Source organism: Roseovarius gaetbuli, from assembly GCF_900172365.1.
In the GTDB taxonomy this organism is placed as follows: Bacteria; Pseudomonadota; Alphaproteobacteria; order Rhodobacterales; family Rhodobacteraceae; genus Roseovarius; species Roseovarius gaetbuli.
In genome coordinates this window covers 18070-43049 of record NZ_FWFJ01000028.1, presented here as the reverse complement: position 1 = coordinate 43049, position 24980 = coordinate 18070, and the positions used below count along the sequence as shown (strand labels likewise).

General features: G+C 54.1%; 22 protein-coding genes. 9 read left to right on the top strand and 13 right to left on the bottom strand.

Annotated features, from left to right (window positions below):
• Positions 1-3: 3 nt before the first annotated feature.
• The 5 genes from ROG8370_RS13565 to ROG8370_RS13545 all read right to left on the bottom strand — a co-directional run bounded on the left by ROG8370_RS13565 (position 4) and on the right by ROG8370_RS13545 (position 5990).
• Complete coding sequence (locus ROG8370_RS13565) at positions 4-1629, bottom strand: amidohydrolase family protein (protein ID WP_212580084.1); 1626 nt, start codon at positions 1627-1629, stop codon at positions 4-6.
• 164 nt (positions 1630-1793) lie between these two features.
• On the bottom strand, positions 1794-2459 hold the full coding sequence (locus tag ROG8370_RS13560) for a DUF3299 domain-containing protein (protein ID WP_139838155.1): 666 nt from the start codon (positions 2457-2459) through the stop codon (positions 1794-1796).
• 32 nt (positions 2460-2491) lie between these two features.
• The gene (locus ROG8370_RS13555; RefSeq protein WP_212580083.1) at positions 2492-4123 is read right to left on the bottom strand and encodes an amidohydrolase family protein; all 1632 of its coding nucleotides are present in this window, start codon (positions 4121-4123) and stop codon (positions 2492-2494) included.
• A gap of 164 nt (positions 4124-4287) precedes the next feature.
• Positions 4288-4809: a DUF3299 domain-containing protein gene (locus ROG8370_RS13550; RefSeq protein WP_170925245.1), complete on the bottom strand. Its 522-nt coding sequence runs from the start codon at positions 4807-4809 to the stop codon at positions 4288-4290.
• Positions 4810-5195: 386 nt separating this feature from the next.
• The gene (locus ROG8370_RS13545; RefSeq protein ID WP_139838154.1) at positions 5196-5990 is read right to left on the bottom strand and encodes a hypothetical protein; all 795 of its coding nucleotides are present in this window, start codon (positions 5988-5990) and stop codon (positions 5196-5198) included.
• Between the two features lie 164 nt (positions 5991-6154).
• On the opposite strand from ROG8370_RS13545, the gene ROG8370_RS13540 reads away from it, so the two are divergent.
• The 3 genes from ROG8370_RS13540 (at position 6155) to ROG8370_RS20210 (ending at position 9796) form a co-directional block, all read left to right on the top strand.
• Positions 6155-7126, top strand: a complete 972-nt coding sequence (locus ROG8370_RS13540; RefSeq protein ID WP_139838153.1) for an AraC family transcriptional regulator — start codon at positions 6155-6157, stop codon at positions 7124-7126.
• Between the two features lie 499 nt (positions 7127-7625).
• On the top strand, positions 7626-9260 hold the full coding sequence (locus ROG8370_RS13530; RefSeq protein ID WP_085827716.1) for an alpha/beta hydrolase: 1635 nt from the start codon (positions 7626-7628) through the stop codon (positions 9258-9260).
• A gap of 131 nt (positions 9261-9391) precedes the next feature.
• Entirely contained in the window at positions 9392-9796 is a 405-nt protein-coding gene (locus tag ROG8370_RS20210) for a hypothetical protein (RefSeq protein WP_139838152.1), read from the top strand.
• Here the strand turns inward: ROG8370_RS20210 and ROG8370_RS13525 are convergent.
• From ROG8370_RS13525 to ROG8370_RS13515, 4 genes are all read right to left on the bottom strand, one after another.
• Positions 9763-10137, bottom strand: a complete 375-nt coding sequence (locus tag ROG8370_RS13525) for a potassium channel family protein (RefSeq protein ID WP_085827715.1) — start codon at positions 10135-10137, stop codon at positions 9763-9765. The two genes, ROG8370_RS20210 and ROG8370_RS13525, sit on opposite strands and share 34 nt — an antisense overlap.
• 224 nt (positions 10138-10361) lie before the next feature.
• Entirely contained in the window at positions 10362-10610 is a 249-nt protein-coding gene (locus ROG8370_RS13520) for a hypothetical protein (RefSeq protein ID WP_085827714.1), read from the bottom strand.
• A gap of 2 nt (positions 10611-10612) precedes the next feature.
• Positions 10613-10735, bottom strand: coding sequence for a hypothetical protein (locus ROG8370_RS21280; RefSeq protein ID WP_281252705.1), 123 nt, complete (start codon positions 10733-10735; stop codon positions 10613-10615).
• A 19-nt stretch (positions 10736-10754) separates the two neighbouring features.
• Positions 10755-11267: an HdeD family acid-resistance protein gene (locus ROG8370_RS13515; protein WP_085827713.1), complete on the bottom strand. Its 513-nt coding sequence runs from the start codon at positions 11265-11267 to the stop codon at positions 10755-10757.
• Positions 11268-11741: 474 nt separating this feature from the next.
• On the opposite strand from ROG8370_RS13515, the gene ROG8370_RS13510 reads away from it, so the two are divergent.
• A complete protein-coding gene (locus ROG8370_RS13510; RefSeq protein ID WP_085827712.1) occupies positions 11742-12218 on the top strand; it encodes a hypothetical protein in 477 nt (158 codons plus the stop codon).
• Between the two features lie 269 nt (positions 12219-12487).
• Here ROG8370_RS13510 and ROG8370_RS13505 read toward each other — a convergent pair whose 3' ends face one another.
• Positions 12488-13789, bottom strand: a complete 1302-nt coding sequence (locus tag ROG8370_RS13505; protein WP_085827711.1) for an alpha/beta hydrolase — start codon at positions 13787-13789, stop codon at positions 12488-12490.
• Positions 13790-13929: 140 nt separating this feature from the next.
• Here ROG8370_RS13505 and ROG8370_RS13500 point away from each other — a divergent pair, with 140 nt between their 5' ends.
• Complete coding sequence (locus tag ROG8370_RS13500; RefSeq protein ID WP_139838151.1) at positions 13930-14262, top strand: hypothetical protein; 333 nt, start codon at positions 13930-13932, stop codon at positions 14260-14262.
• Between the two features lie 29 nt (positions 14263-14291).
• Complete coding sequence (locus tag ROG8370_RS13495; RefSeq protein ID WP_085827709.1) at positions 14292-14603, top strand: HdeA/HdeB family chaperone; 312 nt, start codon at positions 14292-14294, stop codon at positions 14601-14603.
• A 146-nt stretch (positions 14604-14749) separates the two neighbouring features.
• Here the strand turns inward: ROG8370_RS13495 and ROG8370_RS13490 are convergent, their stop codons facing one another.
• Positions 14750-16105, bottom strand: a complete 1356-nt coding sequence (locus ROG8370_RS13490) for a carbohydrate porin (RefSeq protein WP_085827708.1) — start codon at positions 16103-16105, stop codon at positions 14750-14752.
• A gap of 369 nt (positions 16106-16474) precedes the next feature.
• Between ROG8370_RS13490 and ROG8370_RS13485 the strand changes: the two genes are divergently transcribed.
• Both ROG8370_RS13485 and ROG8370_RS20205 read left to right on the top strand, forming a co-directional pair.
• The gene (locus tag ROG8370_RS13485) at positions 16475-18043 is read left to right on the top strand and encodes a phospholipase D family protein (protein ID WP_245827380.1); all 1569 of its coding nucleotides are present in this window, start codon (positions 16475-16477) and stop codon (positions 18041-18043) included.
• Between the two features lie 125 nt (positions 18044-18168).
• A complete protein-coding gene (locus ROG8370_RS20205; RefSeq protein WP_139838150.1) occupies positions 18169-19485 on the top strand; it encodes a BamA/TamA family outer membrane protein in 1317 nt (438 codons plus the stop codon).
• 532 nt (positions 19486-20017) lie between these two features.
• Here ROG8370_RS20205 and ROG8370_RS13475 read toward each other — a convergent pair.
• Positions 20018-21049 (bottom strand): IS110 family RNA-guided transposase, encoded by a 1032-nt coding sequence (locus ROG8370_RS13475; protein ID WP_085827706.1) that lies wholly within the window; start codon positions 21047-21049, stop codon positions 20018-20020.
• 499 nt (positions 21050-21548) lie between these two features.
• Between ROG8370_RS13475 and ROG8370_RS13470 the strand changes: the two genes are divergently transcribed.
• Positions 21549-22046, top strand: a complete 498-nt coding sequence (locus tag ROG8370_RS13470; protein WP_139838149.1) for a hypothetical protein — start codon at positions 21549-21551, stop codon at positions 22044-22046.
• Between the two features lie 8 nt (positions 22047-22054).
• Here ROG8370_RS13470 and ROG8370_RS13465 read toward each other — a convergent pair whose 3' ends face one another.
• Positions 22055-24814, bottom strand: a complete 2760-nt coding sequence (locus ROG8370_RS13465) for an AsmA family protein (protein ID WP_085827704.1) — start codon at positions 24812-24814, stop codon at positions 22055-22057.
• Between the last annotated feature and the right edge of the window lie 166 nt (positions 24815-24980).

The window sequence follows — 24980 nt, the reverse complement described above, 5'->3', positions numbered from 1 at the left end:
CACTCAGTTGCCACCGTCCGCGGGGATGCCCGAGAAGTCACTGGGCATCCCGGTCGAGAATTCGGCATTCCACGCTTCTACCGAGACCGGCACGAAGCGCGGCTTGTCTTGGGGTTCAAACCGGATCGGCTGACCGGCGAAGACAGGAAGCACCTTGTCGTCACGCAATGCGACCTGACCGTTGACGATCACGGCTTTCATGCCCGTTGACGGCACGGCACCCTTCTCGTACGTCGAATTGTCCGTGAAGGTTTCGGGGTCAAAGACCACGATATCGGCAACCATGCCGGTCTGGATGCGGCCGCGTTCCTGCATCGCCTTCAGGCCCGTATCGCCCAGATGCTTGGCCGCGTTGTAGCTGAGGATCGACATCAGCTGCATCATCGGAATGTTGTTTTCCCGGCCGAAACGGATCGTGATACCCCGGGCGCCCGCCGCGCGGGGGTGGGTGTTGCCGAGCTGGTCCAGCGGGATATCCCACGGGCCGAAGTACGGTTCGGGCGGAAGCGCGTCGCTGCCCACGGTGACGCCCTTCAGCGTCAACCATTTCGGCGCATCTTCGGCGGGCATCTTGAACACGACGATCGGCTTGGTCGGATTGGCGGCCATGTCGGTCTTGAATGTCTCCAGGGTGTAGTACTCGTTCGTGACCGGATCCAGCACGGTATTCTCATAGCGGTTGCCCAACTGCCCGACCCAGCTCTCCGGCTGCAGGAACGACGCATTCAACGTGGTGGAGCCTGCAGCGTAGGGATAGATTTCACCCCAGATGTTGTGGCCCTGTTCCTGAAGCCCAACAATCATTTGCTGGGCAAGCCGCCAGCCGGGGTTGTTGAAGTGAAGAACAATCGCCGGGGCACCCAGTGTCAGGGCATTGGCGATGAGTTCCTGCGCGCCGTTGTTCTCGGTCGTGTCGGTGCCAAGCGTATAGCGTGTATGCGCGCCAGTCGGGCGGCCATAGCGTGCGCCAACCTTTTGCACCTCGAACATCTCGCGGGAAGAGACGCCCTCCCGCATATAGCCCACGGTGCTGCCAATGCCCGGTGCGCCCGCCTGCAGACCCTTGTCAATCTCTTCGAGAATCGCGTTGCCCTGTTCCAGGGTCGGGCGCGTGACGCTCCAGCCCGGCTTCTTTCGGGTTTCCAAAGCGGCAATGGGGCCGTTTATCAGAAAATCGCCCTCTGCCCCGTCGAGCACCACCGCGCGGGCAAGTTCGTGGCTGACCGCGCAGCCATAGTTGGCCTGGGTCACGCCGACGCGCGCTTCATACCAGGCCGCAATATATGATCCCGCACAGCCGGCCTCGAAATCCATGCTGCTGGTCAACCCGTCGCGCAACCCGACCCGGTAGCCGATTGGAGTCTGCCAATGGAAATGGGTGTCGATGAAGCCCGGCGCCACGATTTGGCCGGTGGCATCCACCGTCTCGGCACCGGTAAGCGGGTCCTTGCTGATCGCGACAATCCGGCCATCCTTGATACCGACATTGGCAAAGTCGTCATAAAGCGTTTCAGGGTCCATGACCCGGCCGTTATTGATCACGAGGTCATAGTCTTGTGCCAAGGCCGGAACGGCACACATGACACTTAGCAAGAAGGTCCCGGCCAGTAGATGTCTTTGCTTCTTCATTGGTGTCTCCATTTCAATTTTGGTTTCTATTGATTTTCTTGGTATCTGGCAGGCGACTGTCTTTAATGCGCCATCAGAGTATTATTCTTCTTTCACAGGGGCAGCGCCGCCCGGCGCCGCCACCAACTTTCAAGATACGGGGTAAAGGTCCGACCATTTTGGCTTCAACCCTCCGGCAACTCGACGGTTTCGGCGTTGAGGGTCCAGCCACTCAGCATGCGCGACTCCCCGTCGAGAACGAATATGGTCTCATCACTTGGCTCGACGCGCAGCTGCCCCGAGACCCGAACCGGTAGATACAGCGACCCGACCTGCTGATCTGCCCGCAGCCGAACCCGTACAAGCTGATTTGGCGGTGGCGGCGGAAGGTGGCTGCACATTCCGATCTGCGGAACCAGGTAGCCGAACCCGCTGCCATCCGCGGCCTGTGGCGCGGGAATGATGTAGCCCGAGATCGAGACCTCGACCCCGTCGAAAATGGGGTTGGTGGCCATTCGGGCGGTCTGGCGCTTTTTCGCGACGTCCCAGCGTTGCTCCAACAACACATCAACGTCCTGACCATTCGCCTCGAGCTTTTCCTGCGCAGCAGCGCGGCGGGCCTCCAGACGCGTGCGCGTCTCCTCATCAAGATCAGTGTCGGCGAGCTTCTCGTCCGACTGAACCAACAGTTTCAATTCGTTCAGCATGTCGACCCCCATGGCTGCGTAGGGGTCTTCAAAGGCAACGGCGAACGGATCCGCCAAGTCGGAGAACTCGATGGCCTCCGGTTCTGCCGTTGCTTGAGTGGCGGCCAATAAGGCCGCCACGAAGACAGAGATCAAAAACCGCACGGTCCCGCCTCCTGGTTTGGATGCGATCACGATCAATTTCCACCGTCCACAGGGAAGGCGCCCGTGAAGTCACTGGGCATCCCGGTCGAGAATTGGGCATTCCATGCTTCCAGCGAGACCGGCACGAAGCGCGGCTTGTCTTCGGGGTCAAACTGGATCGGCTGACCGGCGAAGACAGGAAGCAGCACATCGTCACGCACGGTGACCTGACCGTTGACGATCACGGCTTTCATGCCCGTCGAAGGGACGGCACCCTTCTCGTAGGTGGAATTGTCCGTGAAAGTTTCGGGGTCAAAGACCACAATATCGGCAACCATCCCGGTCTGGATGCGGCCCCGTTCCTGCATCGCCTTCAGGCCCGTATCGCCCAGATGCTTGGCGGCGTTGTAGCTGAGAATCGACATCAGCTGCATCATCGGGATGTTGTTTTCCCGACCGAGCCGGATCGTGGCTCCTCGGGATCCGGCGGTCCGGGGGTGTGTGCCGCCCAGCTGGTCCATCGGGAAATCCCACGGGGCGTCGTACGGCTGGGCACCAACCCCATCGCTGGCCATGGTCACGCCCTTCAGCGTCAGCCACTTCGCCTGATCTTCTTCGGGCATCTTGAACACGACGACCGGCCTGGTCGGTTCGGATGCGATGGTCGCCTTGTAGGTCTCGAGGGTATAGTACTCATTCGTGACCGGATCCAGAATGGTTTCCTCATAGCGGTTGCCCAGATCGTCGACCCAGCTTTGAGGCTCCAAAAACTCCGCATTGATCGTGGTGGAGCCTGCAGCGTAGGGATAGATTTCCCCCCATATGTTAAAGCCCCTTTCCTGCAGCCCTGAAATCAATTGGTGTGTCACGCGCCAGCCGGGGTTGTTGAAGTGCAGGACGATCGCAGGCGCGCCGAGCGCGATTGCGTTTGCGATGAGTTCCTGCGCGCCGTTGACCTCGGTCGTGTCGTTGCCAAGCGTATAGCGTGTATGTGAGCCAGTCGGGCGGCCATAGCGTGCGCCAACTTTCTGCACCTCGAACAACTCGCGGGAAGAGATGCCCGCTCTCATATAGCCCGTGGTGCTGCCGATGCCGGGTGCGCCAGCCATCAGGCCCTTGTCAATCTCTTCAAGAATCGCGTTGCCCTGTTCCAGGGTCGGGCGCGTCACGCTCCAGCCCGGCTTCTTTCGGGTTTCATAAGCGGCTACGGGACCGTTAATCAGGTACTCGGGGCCGTCCGAACCGTCGAGCACCACCGCGCGGGCGAATTCGTGGCTGACCGCGCAGCCATAGTTGGCCTGGGTCACACCGGCACGCGCCTCGTACCAGGCGGCGACATAGGATCCCGCGCAGCCCATCTCGAAATCCATGCTGCTGGTCAACCCGTCGCGCAACCCGAGGGAATAACCGATTGGCATCTGAAAGTGGAAATGCGTGTCGATGAAGCCCGGCGCCACTATATGGCCGGTCGCATCCACCGTCTCGGCACCAGTAAGCGCGTCCTTGGTGATCGCAACGATGCGCCCGTCCTTCACGCCGACATTGGCGATATCGTCGAACAGCGTTTCCGGGTCCATGACCCGGCCGTTATTGATCACGAGGTCATAGTCTTGTGCCAAGGCCGGAACGGCACACATGACACTTAGCAAGAAGGTCCCGGCCAGTAGATGTCTTGGCTTCTTCATTGGTGTCTCCATTTCAATTTTGGTTTCTATTGATTTTCTTGGTATCTGGCAGGCGACTGTCTTTAATGCGCCATCAGAGTATTATTCTTCTTTCACAGGGGCAGCGCCGCCCGGCGCCGCCACCAACTTTCAAGATACGGGGTAAAGGTCCGACCATTTTGGCTTCAACCCTCCGGCAACTCGACGGTTTCGGCGTTGAGGGTCCAGCCACTCAGCATGCGCGACTCCCCGTCGAGAACGAATATGGTCTCATCACTTGGCTCGACGCGCAGCTGCCCCGAGACCCGAACCGGTAGATACAGCGACCCGACCTGCTGATCTGCCCACAGCCGAACCCGTACAAGCTGATTTGGCGGTGGCGGCGGAAGGTGGCTGCACATTCCGATCTGCGGAACCAGGTAGCCGAACCCGCTGCCATCCGCGGCCTGTGGCGCGGGAATGATGTAGCCCGAGATCGAGACCTCGACCCCGTCGAAAATGGGGTTGGTGGCCATTCGGGCGGTCTGGCGCTTTTTCGCGACGTCCCAGCGTTGCTCCAACAACACATCAACGTCCTGACCATTCGCCTCGAGCTTTTCCTGCGCAGCAGCGCGGCGGGCCTCCAGACACGTGCGCGTCTCCTCATCAAGATCAGCGTCGGCGAGCTTCTCGTCCGACTGAACCAACAGTTTCAATTCGTTCAGCATGTCGACCCCCATGGCTGCGTAAGCGCGGTCGAAGTGCCCGGAATGGCAAGTATTGTAAGCATGAAGTGCAAGCAGGATATCTCAATCAGGTATCAGGAAAAATTCACAGTGCCTTGAAGAGTATAGGCCGTTCGAAAGTATCTGGGTTTGAAATCAAGGGTCAAATACTTCGCAGGTCAAGGCACATGCGAGTTCAACCCGAGCGCTAGGAAGCCACGTTTCTGGTTTTTTTCCTGTTGTGTTTTGGCGCGGGCACGGACTCTGACCGCAAATTTCCCAAAGCCATCAAAGCGATCGTCGTACAAGCTGATGCGGGCCTGAAAGCCCGGACCACGATCATCCGCCGCGCCACATGCATCGAACTCAGGTTCAGAAGAGATCACGCGCTAGAAACCGAGGATTTTGAACCCGACCTGGACCGAGAAGTCCAAAGGACGGTCACCACCGGCATAGATACCGGGTTTGATGAAAATCTGACTATCGCCACCCGCAAATTTGCCCGTCAGCATCCCGAAAGTGGTCTGAAGGCTCGCGAACGCCTTATCGGTCTTCCAATCATAGGACAGCGCAGGGTCGAAGGCCATGAAAAACTTCGGATTAGCCAGTTTTGGAACATAGTAGAAATCAATAGTGGTACGGTTGATATCTTGCCCATTGGAGCCTTTGCCATCCAGTCCAACCGTCTGGACCCAGGCGGGCGCAAAAATATTCCCTCCAGGAAGGAACTTTGCGTAAAAAGCGCTGAACTCAAGAACTTCCTGACCGTTGCCCAAATCAGGACGGTCAGCAGTATCCAGAAACACCTCTGCAGTGTACGCGATCCCTCTGCTGGCATTTACATCGACGACATGCACGAACTTGAGGCTGACATCCCCAAGACCAAAATCATCATTCAGAGCGCTGTCTGCGTAGGGCACAGTTACCTGAAATTGAAACTGCTTTCTGGAACCGAAGGGGACACCAACAAATGCCTCCCACATGCCTGAAGAAAAGCCTCCGCGTATATCATTGTATGTGTACTGAATGCCGGCGGAGGTTGTGAGCAGTGTCGGGTTGGTCCCATTGTTCACCTCCTGGTTGTCGACTCTTCGCTGCGCAAGTGTGCCAACATTTACGTCCTGCGCCGAAACCGGCGCGGCCAACACTATGATCGCCGCAAGGGTCGCCATTGAATAATGCATCGGTTAAGTCACCCCTGAGCTGGACTAGAAGAGTCATTGGTTGGTTTGATAAAGGCATTGACAAAAAAAGATTGGACATTCGAGGGTCAATTCCTTCATCATAGCGGAGTTCTCAGCTTTTAAGGCTAGCTCATTCGGAATAGGTTTTTAAAGGGCAGGTCTTTGTGAAAGATGGACCGACAAAGCGCTTGGCAGGATTTCCGGCCAAGACTGACATGACACATCAAGAGTTTTGGCGCGACTTGCCCATCCTTGAAGCAGAAACGGTCCAAGTCGGTCCGGGACCTCCTGTGTACAAAATGCTGCAAATCACTGGACGGGACCTTCTTATCTTTCGTAGCAAGGTCGCGCCAAAGATGGCCAGTACCATCGTGCCTCACCCGGATTGGATGGTTTTGATGGCACCGGTCAACTGGCAGGGCGCCTATGTTTTCAACGGTCAAGTCGCAAGACCGTTCGATGTTTTTGTTTCTGGCGGTCCTAACGGATATTCCTCCACTAGCGACCGAAGGCACAATCTGGCGCTGGGTCTGCGAAAATCCAGGCTGCGGGATGCATGCGCCCATTTGAGTGGTCTCCATATCGACGATATCGCCCTCGACGATCAACGGATTCGCCTTGGATCAGCCTTGGGAACAAGGTTTCACATGCGGATGCTGGAGGCGATAGCGGCGTCTCTCGACGCGCCTCTGAGCCCCGGTAAGTTCGCACTCGATGCTGTCGTTGAGAATGATCTTTTTGCTGAGGTCGCCGACCTCATCATGGCAAAGACAATCGAAAAAAGTGCCCTTTCAAAACTCAATCTTGACCCGTTGCGAGTTGTCAGGGCCGCAGAAAGCCTGTTTGAAGACCGCCTGGTGAATCCAATGAGCATAGGCGACCTTTGCAAGGCAGCCGGTGTTGGCGCAACGACATTGAACTTGTGTTTCAATGAAATTTACGGCACGTCGCCAATGTCGTACTTGCACGCGAAAAGGATTACCCAAGCCCGTTCTATAATCCTTGCAGCCGAAAGCGCCCCACGTTCCGTCAAAGACGTTGCCCTGTCGCTTGGCTTCACACACAGCGGTCGCTTTGCCGAACGATATCGCCGCTTTTTCGGGGAATATCCGTCAGAGACCCTCAACAAGCGATGAGCGGGCCGAATTCCAAGTTTTTGATTTCGTTACGCCTTGACCTCACTGCGTCTTGTGGACGTATTTCAGCGCTGCCTCTGAGCAATACCTTGTTTTGAGGTTTTATGGTCAAAAGCTGTGCCCTCAAAGTAAAAGGAATATTCGGGAACATAATGTTCACCAAGCCCCTAGTCACTGCCGTTGCTCTTGCAAGCCTTGTGCTCCCACAGACCCTTCATGCGGATGGCGATAAAGAAAGGCACCGAGATATGCAGCCGAGTTTAGACGTGAAGCGGGATACTCTCAAAACGAAACAAGACCCGCCGCTCTTAAGGCCGGAACGCATCCGTTTGATCGATGGCAGCTTGGGGAAAGTTCCTGCGAGTCCTTTGTCGTCTTCCGAGGTGGCGTTCCGTGGGCTGCGAATGATACCCGCCTTACCAGCAATTTTGCGTCGAGGTTTGCTCTCTTGATTCATCGTGCCAGAAATTTACTGCCAGCCATCTGCATCCCCAGCCTGATGCTTGGGGTGATGTTCTTCGCCATGTCCCTGACCCCCTCTCTGATCCCGCGCGGGCCGATGGTCCAGGGCATCCTTGGGGGGCTGGTTATGGCAATCGGTTACCTAGGCGGGCGCATCGCAGCACTGATTTGGTTTGCTGTCGATTTTCCTCGGCTTTCGCAGCCAACATCGCGCATCTTATTGCTTCTTTTGGTTGGCCTGGCCCTCGCAAGCCTTGCCTTCACCCTGACAGCCAGTCTCACTTGGCAAAATGATCTCCGCACCAAGATGGGCATGCAGACAGTGGATAGCCTGAACGCCGTCTCTGTCCTTGTCGTCGCATCTGCCACCTTTGCCGTGGCCTTTTTGATCGGGGCCAGCCTGGCCAACTTGTTCCGGTCGATCCGCATCAGGCTCCTTCGGTTCATGCCGCCGCGGCGCGCCAATGTGCTAGGCCTCATCACTGTGGTGCTGATCCTTTTTGTGGTCACGCGCGATGGCATCATCGATACTGTGGTGACCAGCCTTGATGAGAGCTATGAGGCCGCACAAAAGCTGTTCGAGAACGCCCCGCCGCGCCCATCCGAAGCGCGCATGACCGGCAGCGCTGCGTCGCTGGTGGATTGGGCGCGGATGGGCCAACCCGGCCGTGAATTTGTGACATCGGGCCCTGATGCGAAGGCCATAGCCGCCTTTACCGGCAAGCCCGCGCTTGATCCGATCCGGGTCTATGTGGGTCGGGCCAATGGCCGCACACCCAAAGAACGTGCGGACCTTGCATTGGCCGAGCTCAAGCGCACTGGCGCGTTCAGCCGCAAGGTGCTGATCGTCGTCAGCCCTACCGGCACCGGCTGGATGGATCCCGGCGCCCATGACCCGGTGGAATACATGCATGGCGGAGACATCGCCACTGTGGCCACGCAGTATTCCTACCTCCAATCTCCGCTTGCGCTCATTCTTGAGACCAACTCTGGCCTCGACCAAGCCAGAGCCACGCTTGCGACAGTGCATGAGTATTGGAAGACTTTGCCCCCGGGCACCCGCCCACGCCTATATGTTCATGGGCTGAGCCTCGGAGCGTGGTCTTCGATGCACGCCACCAATCTGTTTCGACTAGTTGGCGATGCGATTGATGGCGCCTTTTGGGCTGGTCCACCCTTTCCGTCCAATTTTTGGAACTATTCCCAAAATGCGCGCGTACCTGGAAGCCCTTGGGTTCTGCCCAAAATTGGGGATGGATCGCTTGTACGCTATGCATCTCATGTCGCCGACGCATCTGACGCCGAAGCCGAATGGGGCGAAATGCGCATTGTATTCCTGCAATACTCGAGCGACCCGATCGTCTTCTATGACCCCCGTTCGCTGTGGCGCCCCCCACCATGGATGAACGAAGCACCTGCCGAGGATACCTCGGCCCATTTACGTTTCATGCCGATCGTCACTCAATTTCAGCTTGCCTTGGATTTGGCCTTGGCTTTCGGGACTCCTGAGGGGCATGGACACGCCTATTACGCCCAAGACTACATCGCACCCTGGGTGCAAGTGACCGCACCAGACGATTGGACGGCAAAGGACACGCAACGGCTCAAGGTTCATTGCGATATTGGGCTTCAACATGGGTGCAAGAATAACGGGCTGAATCCAAGTGACTGAACCGGATAGATGCCAGATCGTTTCTCCCTAGTTGAGTCGGAGCAAACGCACCACGCTTCAGGCGCTAAGGGCTGGCGCAACCCTACCGCGCGCACTATACTTTTGTGCAACCCTTTCGGGGAGGCCAGCCCATGCCCCGTTTTGTCGTCACGTTGATCGCTATTGTACTGATAGCCGTCACACTTGCAGGAAGTGCCTCGGCGCAAGAGGTGCGTATGTTCGATACCAAAGAGACCCTAGATGCCGAAATCGCACGGCATCTTGAGTACGGCAGCTTTAGCGCGCTTTTTTCAGAGGTTGCTCCGCCATCGCGTATGTCGACCCGTCGCATCCGTATCCTGGAGGAGACATACGCCAGGGGCGGTGATACTATTTTAGAAAGCTCCTGTCTTGATAGGAAATTTCTGTTTACGAATTTCAAGAGCACTTGCACCATGGGTGGAAGTGCCCGCGCAAGCTTGAGCGCATGTAATACAAACTGTGCCAAAATGGCTTTAGGTTTTCAAGCGTCATCAGACTTCGTCGGTTGCGTTTGAGGGACCGGCACTTTGCTATCGCCCTCCACCTTCAACAAAGCGCGCGCGAATTGAGCGAACAGCGCGACGAAAACGCCAACGCCAACGAAGATGTAGATAATCGTGAAGAGCTTGCCAAAATCGGTCCGCGGCGACAGATCACCAAGACCGATAGTGGAAATCGTCGTTACGCTGAAATACAACGCATCGATCCACGACCACCCCTCAATAGTGTGATAGAATAGAGTTCCCGACAGCAGGATAAGGATGGCCAGAGCGAAACTGGCCCGGAACATCGGAACGCTCCATGAGCGTACGATCGCCTTGAGTAATCGTGCAAAGGTGATGGCGAAAGACAGCATAGAAGACCTCCAAAATTTTGCTGTTTGGGTTTCCTGTAGCTAAATGGGTGTGAACCTAACGCCCACAAACCGACGCGCTAAGAAATTGATTAAAATGAAAACCGTTAAAAGACCTTACTTGAGAGCTCTACCGAATGCTGTCGCCCTTTCTCCGCCTTCAAAGACCGACCCGTAAAACCCGCTCAGCCATACTGTGCAAGTCCGTGTCGGCCGTCAACCGGTCTTCACTCCTCTGGCTGAAGCTTCCACGGGTTGTCGCCGACCTGCACAAGGTTGCGACGCTCGTTCGCAGACTTACCCTCGTTGAATATCTTTTTCAGATCGTGGCCGATCTCTGCGTTGTAAAGATGGTAGAGATGACCCGTGGGGCTCACCACCGGCAAATCACTGATATCGATCACGTCAACACCCGACAGGCTCGCGGTGTCATTGCCCACCTTACCGAGACAAGGGTAGCCTTGCAGACAGGCCACGATCAGAAGCGACCATCCCGCAATTGTTCCAGCAGTCGCGCCGCACTAGTCGGATTGAACACTGCCAGAATGCCACCCAGCAAAGACAAAAGCTCGACGGCGCCTCCCAGTACCCAGTTTTTCAATACAAGTTTCCTCTTCCTGTTATGATGATCTGCGTGAAAGCGAGAGTACGATTAGCGTGATGCCGTTCGAGATCAGATCAATCGCAAGGAACAAGCTAAGCACGACTGCGGCCGATCGCGGAAAGTTTGCGAGAACCATGGAACCAAGAAGCAGAGATAGCGCGCCCGCAATTATCAGCACCCAACGCAACCGCGCCACCTCTAACGAGAGCCGCAGCACTATGCGGGCCAAACCCAATATCAGCAAAAAAATACCGGTCAGGAAGGTGAGTGACAAAACACCGCTAAGCGGTTCTGCGATCAGGTTGACCCCGGCCAGAAAAACAAAAAACCCGAGCACAATCGTCAACAGACGCCCGCCCCAGCCTTGATCTCCAAAGGCGGAAATCAGGATCAGTATTCCGACAAGAGTAAACAGCCAGCCGGTGATCACGGTTGCGGCCAGGCTGGCCGCCAATGGATTTGCCAGCGCGTACAGCCCCACGAAAAGAGATGTCAGTCCGGAAATCAGCCACAGTACCCAGTATTTCATAAGGCCTCCAACGAATAGCTTTTGAGTGCCCGATACAGGTGATTTGACTTCACGGCTCAACACTATCGCTTATCAAGCCAGTCTGATTTTCGCGCTCTGCGACCGTTCCCTGGATGTAGAAACGCGAGTCTCGATTAAACTCGCTTACCTGATACCAGATCACGATGCCAAACTCACCTGCCAAGTTTTGCCAGTGTAAGAATTGGACCTCGAATCCCGGATGCGCCGCGTCAAAATTCTGCTTATTACTCTCTGATAACCACTGCTAGTCGTGGCTTGGATCAACACATTCCATGCCGTGCCGTCTGAAGTCTGAAGTCTGAAAGATTGGAGAGGCGAACGTACGTAAACATCACCCGCATCTTTCAAACTTTCTGGAAGCAATTTCCGGCTTATAACTCGACTCCGGACGCGCGGCTGATCCAGCGTCTCAGGTCCAGAGGTCAAACGGATTTAGTTTTTGAGGATCCAGTCATGAGACAACCAAAAACCCTGGTCCGCTGTCTGGCGGTCCTATCGATGCTGGCCACGACTGCGTGTAACGCGCAGAACCATTCGGGCGAAGATCAGAGCGAGCGCAAAATGTCTTTTTCGAGGCCAACCGATGATTGCCCTGTGATCGAAAGCAGCCACTGGGTCGCAAAACTCACCCCAGCTTCACATGATGGCCCCCCCCCCATTCTTTTCGTAAGCGGTGATCTCACACTGCCCACCCCAGGATATGAAGTTGACCTGAAAATCGGAAAGGCAGATCGTTCTGCAGTGCCAACGGTTTTTGTGGTGATTTCCGCGACACCGCCGGACGGTATGGTTGCACAGGTGCTGGATACCCAGACGGTTTCAATGACAGCAAATGCACCAGCCTCCCGCCTGCGGTCCGTAATTGTGATCTGTGGCAACACGCGCCTGTTCGAAATCAGCGACGCCATGATAGTAAAAGACGGCGATTGAAACCGCTTTGTTATCTTCGTTTCATGATCCGTGATGATATCCAATGGCTTAAAGCGTTTCTCAGAATACCTCATCGAACCCTTATTACTTAACGCGTTGAAATCTTTGATTTCAGGCACAGTTAAGTGATTCAGGTTTTTCTGGAAACGCTCTAACCGGCCAGAGTACAAACGCCTTCGTTGGAAGATTCTTTACCGCAATCATTGCGTTTAAGAGGCGACGCAGAGTGCCCCCAAGGTTCCCTCAATCATACTCAGAACTTGCGGCGATCATTGGGCCAACGTAGCTGAGGTGACCGTAATCGGAAGCAAAAGCAGCGACGGAACAAACGATCCCGGACTGTTCCTCGCTCCCATTCGGCCATCAACGCTTAGTCTCTTGCCGATCAACTGCACTACCTCGGGCGAATCTGCGAACTTTGTGTGATTTGAACCATTCACGTGGATTTCAGATAGATCTATGACCGTCACACCAAGTCGCGCAAGATCTTCTACGTCGTCATTGCCGACCCTTGGCACTCCTCGCGCAAGAAACCGGGAAAATGCCAGCGCATTGTCATCGCGAGAAATTAGGATGTAGAACTTCCGTTCATTACTGGCAAACGGCGTCAATTGCTGCTTGAACAGGTCTGCGTCAATGTCAGGCGCCGCCAATATGACATTTCGAAGCCGTCCAGAACGGTTGAAGGTCCCGCTAATTTTTGCCTGCCGCATTGCCTCAACCGCTAGCAGATTACCGATAGAATGCGAGAGGAGATCAACAGATTTCACATTAGTTTCCGCTATGAGATCGGCACCGCGCAAGAGGTTGTCCCGCGCGATCAAGACGCTGTTCATATCATAGACATAGTCAAACAATCGGCCGCTGGACGCCCAACTAAACAATACCGGAACACCTGTATAGTTAGAGTCCTCGACAAACTGACCCAGTCGAAGAACTGCTTCTGACAAGGTTGTATTGAAGCCATGGACGAAAATTAAAACATTCCGGTCTTTGGCGGTACGCTTGTTCAATTCTGCTTGCAAGGCCGAGGTAAAATTGCCTTCAGACGCAAAAACGTTTGGCTCGGTGACGGTGAAATGTCTCTCTGGGTCCGGGAGGCCGGACCGGGGAAGCTCGATCTCACCCGGCCTGTGATCCGGCGGCACACTCACGGACAATTTTGCAAGCCCCATTTCGGGAGACCGAACCCTTGAGAACAAGATAGTTGGATCAGCATCCGGAGCACGCGAAGTTATCACGAAAATTTGATGTTCTTTGAGGTTGCTCGCCACATCACTGTTCTGAGGTTCGGCGGCCAGACCGATCATCCCGCGTTCCGCCCGACCGCAGCCCGCAATCGCAAGACTTGTGACAAGCAAGAGAACACTGGCCTTAAACTTCATACAATCTGCGCTAAAAAACATCGTTAGATTTTCCTCCAGCTTACAAGGTTGCGCGTGAACACGCGACGCCGCAGGCAACTTTTCGCTACGATATAACCAAATCATCGGCTCTAAAGCTCGAAAGCACAGCAGCGAAGGATTTGGACCTCGTTTTGCTTTGCTGCCGATTTGCGGCGCTTCTATCATCTGCGTAAATCAAGCTACCTTCCGCTGAGGGGACCGATGGTTCTTAGGTCGAAGGATATAGCCAGATCACATCGTTCGAAAGGCCTGGATAGACCATGATGTGCTCGATTGCTGAACTGCATCCCGTTTGGAGAGTTTTCATGAAAATACCTGTATGTACATTCGCTGCATTGGCCGTGTCTTTCTTATCAACATTGATGCTCAGTGAGCCCGCTTACGCAGCCGACCCCGGCTACTGCCAGAGTGTTGCAAACGATTACGCAAGGCGAAATGCCTCGGGTGGCGCAATCAGCGGTGCCGTGCGTGGCGGCGTCCGTGGCGGTCTTACCGGACGTATCATCAGCGGAAAAAAGGGAGGCGAGAAAGGTGCCAGGATAGGCAGCACCCTTGGCGCCATCAGCGGCGCGAGCCAGCGCGCGCGAAGCCGCGACTACCTCTTCCAACAGGCCTATGCCGATTGCATGCGCTACTGATCCCCAACCGTTATGAATGAGAGAGAACGATGATCCATACATTCTTCAGCAAAACAGCCGTCCTCGCCACTATCGGCGCACTTGCACTTTCCGCATCCGCCAAAGCTCAGGACGCGGATGTTATCGACCTGAACGACCTGACCTGCCGAACCTACCTGACGCTTGGTGGCGATGAGCGGGATATGACGACTATTTTCCTGCACGGCTATTTCACGGGCCAGGCCGATATGAGCAGCGTAAATATTTCTGACCTTGCCACTACCTCGGATCAAGTACTGGAAGATTGCATTGACGGCCCTGATAAAAAAGTTCTTGAGGTATTCGGCGCAGCACTGAAATAGGCGCCTGGTTTCTGCCGTACTTGGTAAGCCGCCCGCCACCGGGCTGCAATATAAAGCGATTTGTGCTATCGACTTGCGGCTTTCGTATGTCTGGAAACGGCCCACGACCTCTGAATGTCGTGGGCCTTTTGCGTTCAAGGCACTGATCAGAACGCGAACCGCGCGCGCAGACCCACAATAAAAACGTCATCCGTCGTCGGGTCGTTGACGGGATCAACAATGTACTGAACCGATGGAGTGATCGCAAAAAAGTCTGTTGCATCGTATCTGTAGAACGCTTCCACCGTATATTGATCCCTGGAATTATTCGGAGCGCGCCCCCAGCTCAACCCAAGACCCAGCAAATCTTTGTCCCTCCTGACGTCATATCCTGTCCCTACGCTGACCGTGCGATGCAGAGCTGCGCCACCGCCGTCAGCGTATCCCGCACGCAGGAAGGGTCGCCATTTGTCAATGCGCGTGCCAGCCAAAAAGGAAACACCGTGGCCGTTTTTCACGTCAGCTTCCTTCCGTTTGTCGACCTGCCAGAATGTCAGTTGCACGGCCTGGTTATTGCGGTCGACCCAATCGGGCGACCAGCCAACCGTGAGATGCTTGAACGTTTCGCCATGGTCAAAAAACTTCTCTGCGCTGTCCAGCGGATCGGATGGATCTGCGTTCGCATTCAAGATACCGGCCTGTACTGCCCACTCGTCGTCGAGCCGCCATTGCAAAGCCGCCCCAAGGCTCTGTTGAGGCGCGGCAAGTGTAGGTTGTTGGCCAAACGACAGGTTGGTGAAGGTCGTCCACGGGCTGGAGAACGTGTTGAAATTCACATATTCGCCGGGATCGATATGCCCGATGATGAAACTGCCGCGCCCGTTGGCAAATCTTTGGCGCCAGTAGAGGTTTGTCAGAATCCAACCTGCGTCACTGAATGTGGAAGACAACACGCCCGCATAACCAAAAGACCGGCCAAGCGCCTGTGTCGGAATTCTGTTTCCTATCGCCGAACGGTTTTCGATCTTGAAAACCAGCGCGCCATTGTTGGGCGTGCCCCGACCGATCGGCGTCCATGTCGTGTAAAAGCGGAAAGCGTTGCTTGCAGCGTTTGAGGGCGATCGGTTCGAGTCAGCGCGAAGCACTTGAACCTGATTGTCGAATCCGAAGGTTATACCGGTTCTGTTTTCAAAATCTTTTTTCCAGAGCCGGAAATCAGCCAGGGCACCCTCGCGCTGGCGTTCATCGGTTGCGGCGAGTGTACCCTCGACACTATCTGGCGTGGAAAATGCCAGCCCCTTTTGTTCCTGGGCTCGAGAGTCAGCAGGCAGCACGCAGACCATTAACATCACTGATACGCGCATGATGGAGCGAACCGAGGCCAAAGACTGCCCCACAACTGTAGAAAGTTGCGGTCCAAGCTTGCGAATATTTTCCTCGCCAAAACCTAATTTGCAGGCTGCACTATAGGGCCTTCTCGGCTCCGGTTTTACCTGAATCACGGCGTTGAATTCGTTGTGCATTGCGCATTGCCTTTCTAAACAAAAATCAATCCGTCCTTTCCGTTTTGACGTACCATAGAGCAAGGCTTGGTGGTTTCATCACTTTTCAGGAGCCAAATACTACGCAGAACAACTATCGGTTGGCGCCTGTAGGACCGGCTTGCCGATGGAAGCAGATCCGAAAATTAAACATTCTGGGTAACCTGAACCGCCAAAGTCTTGGTCATCAAGGCTGACGTCGGGCAACCACCAAACGCGTTGTGCGTAACCTCTACCAGTCAAGCCGCAGTATTTTGAAACCACGACAACAAGCTGCGTCCCAAGCGAACCCACGCCGGGACCTCGCCGATCGTTTTTGTTGCAGATCATGCTTGCAATAACACCATGGGAATGATTCATTATTTCAGCCTCACATTGGAGACGTTGATTATGATGCGCAGTTTGCCAGTCCTTTGCTTGTTTCTGGCGACACTGTCGGCCTGCTCCGGGGGTATTCGGTCTTATGAAAAGACCGTGACGCGCGCGACCGACCTGCAGCAGGAAAGCCGACTTGCGCGCAGTGTTCGTCGACTCGGCAACCCCGGAGACGGGCGCTCTGGTGTACGATTGATCAGCAACGGCGAAGAGGCTCTCGCCGCTCGCTTGCTTATTGCGTCCAGAGCAGAACGATCGATTGACGCCCAATACTACCTGCTTCACGACGATCCGACAGGTCACATTTTCGCCGCGAGCCTGCTTGAGGCCGCGGACCGAGGGGTGCGAGTACGTCTTTTGTTGGATGACATGTACAACGCCGGATACGACCCGATGACTGCGGCGCTTGATCAGCATCCTAACATCGAGATTCGATTGTTTAACCCCGTGTGGCGCGATCGGGGACGTATCCGTGCCGGCCTCACGGATTTCAAACGCATTAATCGGCGAATGCATAACAAATCCATGACATCAGACAACGCGGTTACGATTGTAGGCGGGCGCAATATTGGCGCCGAATATTTTCTCGCCAAAAAGGAAATGAATTATGCCGATCTCGATGTGTTGGCGGTTGGGCCAGTCGCAGTCCAGGTTTCCAATAGTTTTGATCAGTACTGGAATAGCCGTGCTGCCGTTCCGGCCAAGGTTGTCATTGGTGAATCGGCCGCATATGGCATTGAGGACGCAAGGGCCCGGCTGTTGGAGCTTGTAGATCAGGCAAAGCAGACACCCTTTGCTGAAGCACTGGTCCGGAAGGGTAGGTCATCTTTCTCCAAAGATAGTTTTTCACTGTCCTGGGTCCCCGCGCAGCTATATGCTGACCACCCTTCAAAAGTCGCTGGTGCAGAAAGCGAAGACCCGGTTCTGGCCTCCCAACTGATCCCTTACTTCCAGGCTGCGGAAAATGATGTGCAGGTCATTTCCGGCTACTTCGTGCCACGCAGCAGCGGTGTAAAATGGATGACTGAGCTTGAAGATCGCGGCGTCGATGTCAGGGTTATCACCAATTCACTTGGATCAAACGATGTTGACTTGGTCTATGCACATTACGCAAAGAAACGGAAGTCACTGCTGCGCGGGGGTGTCGAGCTCTATGAATTACGCCCCGACCTGAATTTCGTTCAACATCGTGGTTCAGCTTGGGAACACTCACGTTCCGGCCTGCATTCGAAAGCATTTGCCATTGACGACCGATATTTATTCATAGGCTCCTTCAACTGGGATCCCCGGTCAGTGAATATCAACACGGAAATGGGTATTTTAATAGATTCACCGCCCCTTACCAAGAAGGCAATGCAGGCGGTCAATGGGGTTTTAGACGCCAATACCTTTCACGTTCAACTCAGCAAAGCAGAAATACTTACCTGGACGACGCAACGGGAAGACGGGGTCATGCTGCGTTACAATTCCGAACCAACCGGAAAGTTCTGGGACCATTTATGGACAGGTTTTTTGGGCATTCTGCCGATCGGATCACAACTTTGATCATGCAGTTGTTGAGCCGAAGCCAGCAAGACAACCCGGTCGACCATTTGTTGCCATTTGTTTTATCTTAATTGCGGAGGGTCGCTTGAGCCGCAACGTGACCTCAGAAAAGCGGCAAAAAAGCATTGGAAAAAAATGAAAAATTCATATTAAGTCTTAGGTCAAAGACCATTTTTGAACCGATTGGCGGGAGTGACGTCGGGCAAACTTTTTATTGGTTCTTTACGGCCACGACCTTCAGAAAGGTAAAAATGCGTTTTCCCATTTTGAATAGTCTTTGCGCAACAGTGAAACTTTTTCCTGCAGTGCGCTATGGAAATTTGTGCTGGCTTTTCAGCCTGTGCCTTGCTCTGCTTCAGACCTCGCCAACCCATGCGCAAGTGCTTCAAAATGGCGGCGGGACAATTAAACCCTCAGCAATCGCAAAGCCCGAAATTGGTTTGAAATTCGGTTCTGTCATTGTAGCACCCATCCCTTTTTCCAGTCCGTTAATCGGAAGCGGCGTCGTTTTAGGGGCCGGGTATCTGTTTAATTTGCCGAAGTCCAAGACCTCCGGGGTTGGAATCGCTCGGTTGACTTCATCAAATGGTAGCAGCGGCTTAGGAGCTGGCGGAAGTTTGAATTTCAACGAAGGGAAATGGACGGTTTCCCTTTTTGCGGCAAAGGCGGATGTGTTCTACAATCTTGGAGATTCTGACACCCTTCAACTGCCTCTCAATCAAAAAGGTGAACTTACATCTTTTTCTTTGATGCGTGCTATAAACGAGAAGCTTAGTTTCGGCGTCCAACTGTCTTATCTGGATTCAGAAATATCGATAAACAGCAAGTTTCTGGCATTACTTCCCCCCGCCCTGCAGCCTGATTTGGACATTGTCTTGGGCAAGGTAAACTTGATTGTTCAGTACGACACCCGGGACAACACCTTTTACCCCACGCAGGGCATTCTGGGTGACATAAACTTGTCCTACGGAAAGGAAATCGATTCAGCTTTCAACAAAAAACTTCTCCTATCTTCCAGGGATTACCTCAAAGTCATCGCGTCGGGTTCTGCTTACCGCGAAAAGTTCAAGACAGGGGTACTAGCTGCACGTGGCGTGTTTTGCAGCGCAGGCGAGAACGCGCCTTTTTTCGACACCTGCGGCCTGGGCCTGGTTGACGGTTTGCGTGGGTTTTCTTCTTTCGATTATTTGGGCGACAACTCGGTCTCCTTTCAGGGCGAATACCGGGGTCGTTTCACCGAGCGTTTTGGATATGTGGCCTTTCTTGGCGGCGGCAACTCAGATGATACCATCGGTGGTCTGCTTTCAGATTTGGACGTTGCGGGTGGCGTTGGTCTACGCTTTCGGCTGTCCAAGAAACTTTCACTCGACTATGCCATGGACTACGCGCTTAACGACGACGGGGAACACTTCGTGTATCTCTCTCTAGGGCAAAAGTTTTAAGACGAAGCCCGTTTACGGTGGCCCGCGAGCGCCAAAGATCGAGCACGTTTACAAAACGGGACTGACGATGGCCAAGGTATTATTCGAAATACGTTTTCGCCAACTCCAAGCCTACACCTCCGTCAAGGAAACCGGTTGGTAGTGTCATGTGTGGGCGGCTCAGTTTACGGAAGGGTTGATTTGAGCTGATTTTGATGGTTGCAGGTTGCGGTCATGTGTCCGGCCTTTCTGCGCGGTGCATATAACCGCTGGCCCTTCTGTGGTTGCCGCTAAAAATGCAAGAAGTTTCTGAAGCATGGATTTGAGATCGAGTGCGGTCTTCTGTCAGGCCTCGTTGTGCGGTCTTTCGGAAGCCGCGGGCCGGTAAGGTGATCTGCGGGACAGGTCCAAATCTGATGACCGAGCTCTCATCGGCTTGCGGGCCAGCACTGGTTTTCCTGCTCCAGATCTGTTCGATCATTTCGCCCATGCAATTCGTCGACTTCTCACCCTCCCTTTCAACAGCTTCGATCCGCCATACGGGTGTCCTCTTTCACCCAGCGGCAGTCGGAGCTGGATCCCGATAATCTTCGTTGTTTGTCACCATTGCCCAGATCGCTCGGGCCATCTTGTTCGCCAAAGCAATGGCGACCAGCATTTTCGGTTTCCTGGCAAGCATGCGTCCGAGCCACGACTCTTTACCGATCGATTTGCGTCCGAGCCAGTTCAACCGCGACATGGCGCCGATAATCAACAACTTGCGTATGTCAGCTTGTCCGGCCTTGGATACGCGTCCCAATCGTTCCGTCCCACCCGAGGAGTGCTGCCTCGGGACAAGCCCCAGCCAGGCCGCGAAGTCCCGGCCGCGCCTGAAGCTCGCCATGTCCGGTGCGAAAGCTTCAACCGCCAGCGCGATGATCGGGCCGACACCGGGCATTGTCTGAAGCCTCCGCGCTGTATCCGTCTCAGTCCCCAAGACCTTGATCTGCCGGGTCTTGGCGTCGATGCGAGCGGTCATTTCCGAGATTTGATGCAGGAGATCATGGCATTCGCCACAAACCAGTTCCGGCAAGCCGGAGTTCGGATCCTCAAGGAATGCTTCGACTCTTTTGAGATGGCCAATGCCCTGCGGAAAGATATATCCGAACTCGTAGAGATAGGATCGCAGCGCGTTCACAAGTTCCGTTCGTTGGTGTACCAGTCGTTCCCGGCTCCGGAACACCATCGCCCGGGCCTGCTTGTCTTCGGATTTCGGCTCAACAAAGCGCATCTCAGGCCGTTGTGCCGCAATCACGATTGCTTCGGCATCGGCGGCGTCATTTTTCTGCCGCTCCACGAACGGTTTGACGTACCGCGTCGGGATCAATTTCACCACATGGCCCAGCCGGGACAACTCTCGTGCCCAGTAGTTGGCGCCCCCACAGGTCTCCATTACGACGACCGCCGGGTCGTGGTCAGCCATAAACCTGAGAAACTGTGGCCGCGACAGTTTCTTTCGGAACTTCACATCGCCATTCATCGAAGCTCCATGGAGCTGGAAAACATGCTTTGCCAGGTCCACCCCGATCATTGTATCTTTCGTCATGGTTGACGTCCTTCGCTCTAAGTGAAAATCACACCACGTTTTTGGCACATCGCGATGCCGTCGAGGGAGGCGGCAACCACCCCATCTGATGAAGTCCGCATGCCGGGTACCAATCAGACGAACTAACGTGAGCCCTGACCGCACCTCGGGATGTCCCGGTAAGCTACGTAAACAGGTACTCGTTCAGCCACTTACCCCCAGCGTCCATTCAAGCTTTTACCGAAGCCGTTTTGCATCCGCTTTCCCGACGCGATTTAGTGTCAGTCGACGATCGGACCCTCCTGCCCCGTCAGGATGGCGTTATTGGACAAATCTGTGCCGATGTCGAAGACGCACCCCAAACGTCGAATTTTTCAGGGGGCCGGGTCACTCATCTACGCGTTCCAAGAACGACAAAGCGGTCTGTGTTGCCCGGTCGCTCTCCCGAAATCCAAATTCCACTTTATAAAACAGACAGCATCGGCCATCATGACGACGCTGGGTGCGTCGAGGGGTTTTCATGCGATTTACGCTTTCGTTTTTCATCGTTTTGGGGTCATCAGCCGCCGCCTCAGATTATCAGACGTGGGGACAGTCTGGAGAATGGGAAATCCTCGTCAACTCCGCCATGGGAAACGGGTGCTTTGCGCGCCGTATCTTGGAGGACAAAACCGAGATCCAGATCGGCACGGTGCCCAATCGCAACGGCGGCTATTTCGCTGCATATAATGCCGATTGGACTGGCATCAGAGATAGTGAATTCGGCGTCGTCGAATTTGATTTCAGTGATGCGATATTTGCCGGAGATGCCGTAGCTCATTTTGAAAGCGAGGTACCTGGCGGTTACGCGTTTTTTGACAACCCCGCCTTTGTGAAGGAGTTTGCTAAACGCAACTCCGTGACGGTTTCGTCAGGCGGCCGCAAATTGATCGACATAGATCTGGGCGGCTCAAAAAAAGCGATCGACGCGATTTTGGCGTGCCAAAACAAACAGCCTGCCCCGAGTATCGATAACTGACTAAACTTTTATTGCAGCTGCAAAATGTCAGGATTGCAGGGCTTTCTGTCTATCGGCATCCGATTGGCGCCATCTAGGCGCCGACTGCGCAATCCACCAACAATCAGTTTGAATTCCGGCTTGGAAAATGAACCCGAAACATCAAACGGCCAAGCGGAACGCGAAAGTGGCCTGCCGACCGGCCGTGGCACCGCGCGGATGGAAATCGTGTCACGCTTCCAATCCAAACTTCCCCTTGCTACCAATTGCACGCGGTTGGTTTCGGCTACGACTGAATCAAAGATAACCTTGCCGTCTCGGATCTGGATCGGAGCAGAAATACACTGAATCTTAGTACGCTTTTTCCTGAATTCCTCAGAAAACAGCCATGGAAAGATGCCCAGGCCTGCCAGTTCTAATAGGCTGGTCGCAATTTCACCGTCATACATATTGACGGAAACGGAACCTCTCATCGAATTGACGAAGGCATCAAGAGACCGCCGATCGCCGGTTAAGTTGAAACGACCGCCCAATATACCGTAGGCCTGCACCCCAAGACCAACAGAATCCAGAATTTTGCCAAAGTCCCAACCGCCTGTAGACCCTGAAACAGACACCAGGGTTGGTGACTTGACCAAATCCAATCCTGCTTGAGCCCGCAGAAAGCCGCCGCCATAGGCCACGTTTAACGGTCCAAATTGCGCCTTGCCATCTTTGGATACCAATTCGCTCGAAATGCTTGTGACACCGTGAACGCCGACAAGTCTTTCAATGTCGATTTTTGCATCCAGTTCAGTGTTGAGCAAAAATTTTTGAAAATTAACAACCTCAGACAACTTTGGCCGCTCTTTTGGCAACACAAGAGGTTGCACCTCTCTTTCCAAAACAAGTGGTTGAACCTTTACCCGTGTCGGCCCAACGGTAGACGCGGTTCTGTCAGTAGATCTTTTTTTCTTGATGTTGCTCAGCTCCACAATGCCTGCAAGAGCGTTTTTAAGGTCATCCAATCTCAGGCTTTTACTGTGAATTTTTCCATTAATTTTTGTCAGGTCATCTTGCCTGTTCAGTTCAAGCGATGTCGTCATTTTAGAAGTGCCAACCCTCACTCCCAAAGTCGCGATCATGTCGTCCTTATTGCCATGCAGCGATGCCATGATTTCAAACTGGCCCGCATTGACCCGCTTAAGATCAAGTACGCTTAGAAACTTGGATAAATCATAGATATCAAGGTCAATTTCCAATGCTAGGTCGCCAACGTTCCTGGCATCTTCCAGAACCATAGACCCATCCATATCCCACTCACGCGCGCCAACCGCCGTTGCGGCAAACCGCGTCACCCTGAGTGGGCCTTTCGTATCATCAAAGGCAAATTCAACCTGAAGGGCCCCAAATGCTGCTACGGCGTCATCGCTTAATTCGCCAAGTAATAACGATGCGGGTGCCAGAATCTCGCCCTCGATGTCGTATTCCTTGAGCGCGAGCAGATGCAAAAGATTGCCTTGAGCTTTGAGGATCGGTTCACTTGGTGGACCGGCCTGTAATGACACGTCCAGCAGAGCCAGTTTACCGTCTTCGGTGCGACGAAACTCGCCGATCGCAACCGGGCCAATGTCTTCCAAGCCCTGATCAAACAAATTGGTCCTAAGCAGCAGGTTTTTGAACTCCAGATAACCGTCTGCGCCAACGATATGGGCGGAAATGTTTGTCAGCTTGAATTCAGAAAGTTCTTTCGCCGGTTTGGGTTGATTATTTTCGGGATAGAGACGAAAATCCCCCCTGATATCAACGCCCTGACCTGTCAACAGGTTCTCAGCAGTCCCCTCGACACTTAGCTTTCTGCCGTTGGCCAGATCAACCGTGGAGAGGAAGTCTGAAACCTCAAGCAACCCGCTCTGGCGGGTGACCTTGGCTGACAAGGTCCCCGAGCCCTCAAGCGAGCGCTCAAGCTTTAGCACCTCAAGCAAGTCACCGAGTTCTCCGGTCTGCAAATCCACATCAGCAACGTACCCACCGCCTTCTGCTCGCGAAATGGGCACGCCACTAAAGGTCAATTGCATATCACCAAATTTGGTCAGCGTGGTGAATGGTGCTTGTTCTGGGAAGTAACCTTCGAACGTAAATTTCTGCCCGTTCACGGTGCCATTACTCGTTACGTTCAATCGGTTTCCGTTTTCCACCTCAACAAGCCTGAGTGCCTTAAGGTTAAAATCAAATTCGAACCCGGTTTTTTGATTTTTAACTGTGAGTCGCATAGCCTCAAAGGAACCATTCCTGGTCCTCATGAAGTCGAGAAGTTTTCCGCGCGCATTATTGAGCCCGCGCCAAGGCTTCTCGTTTCCCCCGGACGTTCGGTTCAAGGGCGACACAGCGCTATCAGAAGGGAGAGCGGCGTGAGGTTTTGACCAACTTGTCCGACTGTTCTGTTGCGTGAATAGGTTAACCTGCAATCCGGAAACTCTGATATCGTTAAAATCGACGGTGCCATTGATCAGTGCGAATGTATCCAGATCAAGACCAAGGGTATCCAATTCCGCCAGATTAACATTGGCAATCCCTTCGCTGGGTATTTTAACCTTGGTCACTGTGATGGTGCTTGTCTTTCCGGGTATCGCATGGACATCTCCAGAAATGACAATAGGCTGACCTATCTGCTCTGACAGAACGCGCTCAAGTAGATCGGAGCGCACGCCGTTGAACATCGGTGCGCTGAGCATGAGCCAGCCAAGCGACAGCATAAGCAAAGCGATAGACGAGAGAAAAATCGCGAACCTAGATGCCCAACGTGCCATTTTACTCACAATCTGAAATCGTTTTTTCGACGCAAAACTTGGTTTAAACTTTCATGTTCCATATCGAGATTGGAAATGAACGGCGACACTAACCTGCAGCCTTGTTGCTCAGCTTCCTGAGGGAAGAGCAATAAAAATACAGAAACGGTCCAAAACTACAAGCGGA

Excerpts from the sequence above, each read along its gene's own strand:
- ROG8370_RS13490 (WP_085827708.1), bottom strand. The coding sequence starts at position 16,105 with ATGCACAACGAATTCAACGCCGTGATTCAGGTAAAACCGGAGCCGAGA.
- ROG8370_RS13510 (WP_085827712.1), top strand. The coding sequence starts at position 11,742 with ATGAGACAACCAAAAACCCTGGTCCGCTGTCTGGCGGTCCTATCGATG.
- ROG8370_RS13495 (WP_085827709.1), top strand. The coding sequence starts at position 14,292 with ATGATCCATACATTCTTCAGCAAAACAGCCGTCCTCGCCACTATCGGC.
- ROG8370_RS13545 (WP_139838154.1), bottom strand. The coding sequence starts at position 5,990 with ATGCATTATTCAATGGCGACCCTTGCGGCGATCATAGTGTTGGCCGCG.
- ROG8370_RS13565 (WP_212580084.1), bottom strand. The coding sequence starts at position 1,629 with ATGAAGAAGCAAAGACATCTACTGGCCGGGACCTTCTTGCTAAGTGTC.
- ROG8370_RS13555 (WP_212580083.1), bottom strand. The coding sequence starts at position 4,123 with ATGAAGAAGCCAAGACATCTACTGGCCGGGACCTTCTTGCTAAGTGTC.
- ROG8370_RS13550 (WP_170925245.1), bottom strand. The coding sequence starts at position 4,809 with ATGCTGAACGAATTGAAACTGTTGGTTCAGTCGGACGAGAAGCTCGCC.
- ROG8370_RS13465 (WP_085827704.1), bottom strand. The coding sequence starts at position 24,814 with ATGGCACGTTGGGCATCTAGGTTCGCGATTTTTCTCTCGTCTATCGCT.
- ROG8370_RS13485 (WP_245827380.1), top strand. The coding sequence starts at position 16,475 with ATGATTCATTATTTCAGCCTCACATTGGAGACGTTGATTATGATGCGC.
- ROG8370_RS13470 (WP_139838149.1), top strand. The coding sequence starts at position 21,549 with ATGCGATTTACGCTTTCGTTTTTCATCGTTTTGGGGTCATCAGCCGCC.
- ROG8370_RS13505 (WP_085827711.1), bottom strand. The coding sequence starts at position 13,789 with ATGATAGAAGCGCCGCAAATCGGCAGCAAAGCAAAACGAGGTCCAAAT.
- ROG8370_RS20210 (WP_139838152.1), top strand. The coding sequence starts at position 9,392 with ATGCCCCGTTTTGTCGTCACGTTGATCGCTATTGTACTGATAGCCGTC.
- ROG8370_RS13525 (WP_085827715.1), bottom strand. The coding sequence starts at position 10,137 with ATGCTGTCTTTCGCCATCACCTTTGCACGATTACTCAAGGCGATCGTA.
- ROG8370_RS13530 (WP_085827716.1), top strand. The coding sequence starts at position 7,626 with ATGCTTGGGGTGATGTTCTTCGCCATGTCCCTGACCCCCTCTCTGATC.
- ROG8370_RS13500 (WP_139838151.1), top strand. The coding sequence starts at position 13,930 with ATGAAAATACCTGTATGTACATTCGCTGCATTGGCCGTGTCTTTCTTA.
- ROG8370_RS13475 (WP_085827706.1), bottom strand. The coding sequence starts at position 21,049 with ATGACGAAAGATACAATGATCGGGGTGGACCTGGCAAAGCATGTTTTC.
- ROG8370_RS13515 (WP_085827713.1), bottom strand. The coding sequence starts at position 11,267 with ATGAAATACTGGGTACTGTGGCTGATTTCCGGACTGACATCTCTTTTC.